Origin of the sequence: Chryseobacterium sp. (genome assembly GCF_022712095.1) — a bacterium.
Classification (GTDB): domain Bacteria; phylum Bacteroidota; class Bacteroidia; order Flavobacteriales; family Weeksellaceae; genus Chryseobacterium.
This window is the reverse complement of record NZ_JALAHD010000048.1, coordinates 1-3,987: the sequence shown is the minus strand read 5'-3', so window position 1 is coordinate 3,987 and position 3,987 is coordinate 1. Positions and strand designations below refer to the sequence as shown.

Sequence of the window (3,987 nt, the reverse complement as noted above, 5' to 3'; positions counted from 1 at the left end):
GTTATGATGAACTTATATAATATTAACCTCTCTTTCCAGTTCTATACCAAATTTTTCTTTCACGGAGTTAATAATCTCTGTGGAGAAATCAAAGATTTCTTTTCCGGTAGCATTTCCGGTGGCATTGATAATTACCAGGGATTGTAGTGCATGAGAAGCTACATTTCCTATCTGCTTTCCTTTCCATCCGCATTGCTCTATCAGCCATCCGGCAGGAACTTTTATTATATTTCCGTTACGATAGCCTTGTATGTTGGGGAATTTAAGCTGCAGATCTTCAAATTGATTCAAAGGAATGGTAGGGTTTTTAAAAAAGCTTCCTGCATTTCCGGTTTGTTTGGGATCAGGAAGTTTACTTTGTCTGATATGGATAACGGCATTAGAAACATCCTGGATAGTGGGTGAGGTTATTCCTGTTTTTTCCAGCTCAGATTGAATAGCTCCATATTCCGTTTTTATCATATGATCTTTAAGACTAAGTATGAAAGTAACATCAAGGATTACATACTTACCCTTTCCTTCCTGCTTAAAAATAGAATCCCTATATCCGAATCTGCATTTTTCCAAATCAAATTTTTCCACTTCTAAACTTTTCAGGTTTAGTACGGAACAGCTGTGAAAAATATCTTTTATTTCCACTCCATAGGCTCCAATATTTTGCATAGGGGAAGTTCCTACATTTCCGGGAATCAGGGAAAGATTTTCAAGACCACCATAATTTTTTCTTAAACAATACATTACAAACTCATGCCAGTTTTCACCTGCCTGAGCAGTTATTAATACATGATTTTCATCCAGATTTTTCTCACTGATTCCTTTTAAGTTAAGCTTTAAAGCTAAACCATCGAAATCTTTTGTTAATAGAATATTGCTTCCGCCACCGATAAAAAGTAATGGTTGGGTTGAATATTCCGAAAGAACTTTTTTAAGTTCTTCAACAGAATTGATTTCAATGAATTGTTTTGCTTTTGCTTCTACACCAAAAGTATTGAAAGGTTTTAGAGAGAAATTTTCTTGCATGATTTATTTGTATTCTTTAGGAAGAATTTTTTCAAGTTCGGTTTTCATATTTTGTAACTGTTTATAATGGATAGAATCATTATAAGCATTTACATATACATGAGATTTTTTTGTTGTTTTGATCTGGAAAGTTTCGTCGATTCCGTCTACTGATTGTTTGCTCGGGGAACTTTCAATAAGATCTAAGTTTTTTATATCTACGGTTGAAACAAGCTTTTTCCATGTAGCATGACTAATAGCCAACCCTTTTTCCTGATGGTTTTGTTTGGCAGCAGCCCCTTTTTCCAGATGGATAGAATCTTTTTTGATTTTTATGATTCTGTAGTTACCAGACTTCCCACCGACATTGGATAATATAATATAATCGATTTCTTCGGGAAGATTACTGTTTTTCTTTTCTTCTGATGTACAGGAAGAAAATATCAGCAATAAAAATGTTGAAAAAAATATTTTCCAGAGATTGTTTTTTATTGCTGACATTCGTATTATTTTAAATATTGAATTCCAGTTTATATTTTTCCAGAGCATCTTCAAGAATGGCTACGCTTCTTTTTAAATCTTCTTCTTTTAAAACATAAGCAATTCTTACTTGTTTTTTACCTAATTCAGGATCACTGTAGAAACCTCCGGCAGGGGCCACCATAATAGTTTCGTTGTTGTTGGAATATTTTTCCAGCAGCCACTGAGCGAATTTTTCAGTATCATCTACCGGTAATTCAGCCACACAATAGAAAGCACCTTTAGGTTTAGGACAGATTACGCCCGGAATTGCATTGAGCAAATCTACAAGAACATTTCTTCTGTGAGTATATTCTTCCCTTACAGATCTTATGTAAGCTCCGTCATTTTGATGTGCAGCTGTTGCGGCGATTTGACCTAAAAGAACCGGGCTTAATCTTGCCTGAGCAAATAACATAGCCGCATCATGGATCTTTTTGGAACGGGTGATCATACATCCGATTCTTACTCCACACATAGAATAGCGCTTGGATTCAGAATCGATAATAATACAGTTTTCGCTTAATTCAGGGAAGGCAAGCATGGAAACCTGCTGCTTTCCGTCATACACATACTCTCTGTATACTTCATCCGAAATAATTACGATATCATATTTCAAAGCGATATCAGCTAACTGCTGAAGTTCTTCACGTGTATAAAGATATCCCGTAGGATTTCCTGGGTTACAGATAATGATCGCACGGGTTTTCTCCGTTATTTTTTTTTCAAACTCTTCAATGGAAGGTAATGCAAATCCTGTATCTATAGTGGAAGGAACTGCTACTACATTCACGTTGAATGTACTTGTGAATCCATTATAGTTAGCATAATAAGGTTCGGGGATGATTACTTCATCACCTTCATCACATAAAGTAGAGATAGCAAAGTTCAATGCCTCAGAACCTCCATTGGTAACAATGAAATTATCAGGGGTTAAATCAGTGAAATCTAAAGAATGATAATAATCTGTAAGTGCTTTTCTGTATTCTATATTTCCTTCGGAAAGGGCATATTCCAATACTTTTAAATCTATATTTTTTAAAGCATTGAGTGCGGTTTCAGGAGTTTCAATATCAGGTTGTCCGATATTGAGGTGATATACTTTTATTCCTTTTTGTTTAGCTTTAATAGCAAATGGAACCAGCTTCCTCACTGGTGACGGCGGCATGTGTTGAGCTCTGTTTGAAATATTCGGCATTGTTCAAAAATTTGTCTCACAAAAGTAAGATTTAATTTTCCAATAATAAAATTCAGAATTTTAATTAAATTACTTATAAATTTTGTTATTTTGAAAAATTAAAAACTAAATAAATGCAAATTTACGCAGAATCGATAGAAGATTATATCTTAAAGATCCCTGAAGAACGGCAGGAAAGTTTCAGAAAATTATTTAATACAGTTAATGATAATCTTCCCAAAGGATTTAAAGGCAATGTAAGTTATGGTATGGTAGGTTGGGCCGTACCGTTGGAAACTTATCCAGACGGTTATCATTGTTCCCCGGGAACACCTTTACCTTTTATTAATATTGCTTCTCAGAAGAATTTTATTGCTTTTTATCATATGGGGATATATGCTAAACCGGAACTTTTGGATTGGTTTGTTGAAGAATATCCTAAATACTCAAAAAGAAAACTTGATATGGGAAAATCTTGTGTCCGTTTTAAAAAAGCCGATGAAATTCCTTTTGAATTATTAGCTGAACTTAGTAAAAAAATGACCGCAGAGGATTGGATACAATGTTATGAAGAGAATTTTAAAAAATAAACTTTTATTAAGAATATTATTATTTGTTATTATCGGTTTTTTAGAAGGCTGTAGGGTATCTTCTGTTTCTGATAATTTGAAAAATGGAGATTTACTTTTTGTTACAGCAAATGATTCAGGATTATCGGGTGCTATTAATAATGTAACACAGAAAGAAAAAAATATTTCATTTGATCATATCGGAATTCTCAAAAAAGAAAAAGGCCAGTATTTTGTTTTGCATGCAGCTCCGAAAGGAGGCTCCCAGAAACAAGTTCTTAAAGACTTTATGAATGAACAGGCAAAGGAAGGCCAAAGAGTAATTGTTTATCGATTAAAGCGGGAATATCGGAAAGCGATTTCTCCTGCAATAGAAAAGGCGGAATCGATGGTTGGTAAGCCTTATAATTTTAATTATATATTGAACGAAGACTCTTATTATTGTTCTGATTTTGTAGAACGTGCTTTTCGTGAAAATCATATATTTAAATTGGAACCTATGACTTTTATCGATCCCCAGACAGGGAAAACAAATGAGTTCTTGGAAAAGTTTTACAAGGAAAGAAATATTAAGGTTCCTGAAGGAAAACCCGGGTGCAATCCGAATGGTTTAGCAGTATCGGATAAGATTAAAAAAATCAAAGAATTATAAAACAAAAAAGAGGGATAGAAATATTTCTCTTTTTTTTATGTTAAAATTTAAAATTAATACCCTACTAATTT

Annotated in this window: 5 protein-coding genes; 2 read left to right on the top strand and 3 right to left on the bottom strand. The window is 33.7% G+C overall.

Going from position 1 to position 3,987, the window contains the following annotated elements:
* Nucleotides 1–12: 12 nt before the first annotated feature.
* From murB to Q0A18_RS02380, 3 genes are read right to left on the bottom strand one after another with little or no spacing between them, the layout of a single operon-like run.
* Nucleotides 13–1,020, bottom strand: a complete 1,008-nt coding sequence (murB, locus tag Q0A18_RS02390) for a UDP-N-acetylmuramate dehydrogenase (RefSeq protein ID WP_292008573.1) — start codon at nucleotides 1,018–1,020, stop codon at nucleotides 13–15.
* Between the two features lie 3 nt (nucleotides 1,021–1,023).
* Nucleotides 1,024–1,500, bottom strand: coding sequence for a hypothetical protein (locus tag Q0A18_RS02385; protein ID WP_292008572.1), 477 nt, complete (start codon nucleotides 1,498–1,500; stop codon nucleotides 1,024–1,026).
* Between the two features lie 10 nt (nucleotides 1,501–1,510).
* The gene (locus Q0A18_RS02380) at nucleotides 1,511–2,716 is read right to left on the bottom strand and encodes a pyridoxal phosphate-dependent aminotransferase (RefSeq protein WP_292008571.1); all 1,206 of its coding nucleotides are present in this window, start codon (nucleotides 2,714–2,716) and stop codon (nucleotides 1,511–1,513) included.
* A 113-nt stretch (nucleotides 2,717–2,829) separates the two neighbouring features.
* Between Q0A18_RS02380 and Q0A18_RS02375 the strand changes: the two genes are divergently transcribed.
* Together Q0A18_RS02375 and Q0A18_RS02370 are read left to right on the top strand one after the other, a co-directional pair.
* Nucleotides 2,830–3,285 (top strand): DUF1801 domain-containing protein, encoded by a 456-nt coding sequence (locus Q0A18_RS02375; RefSeq protein WP_292008570.1) that lies wholly within the window; start codon nucleotides 2,830–2,832, stop codon nucleotides 3,283–3,285.
* Entirely contained in the window at nucleotides 3,263–3,916 is a 654-nt protein-coding gene (locus tag Q0A18_RS02370) for a YiiX/YebB-like N1pC/P60 family cysteine hydrolase (RefSeq protein ID WP_292008569.1), read from the top strand. Before Q0A18_RS02375 ends, Q0A18_RS02370 begins: the two co-directional genes overlap by 23 nt.
* Nucleotides 3,917–3,987: the final 71 nt, after the last annotated feature.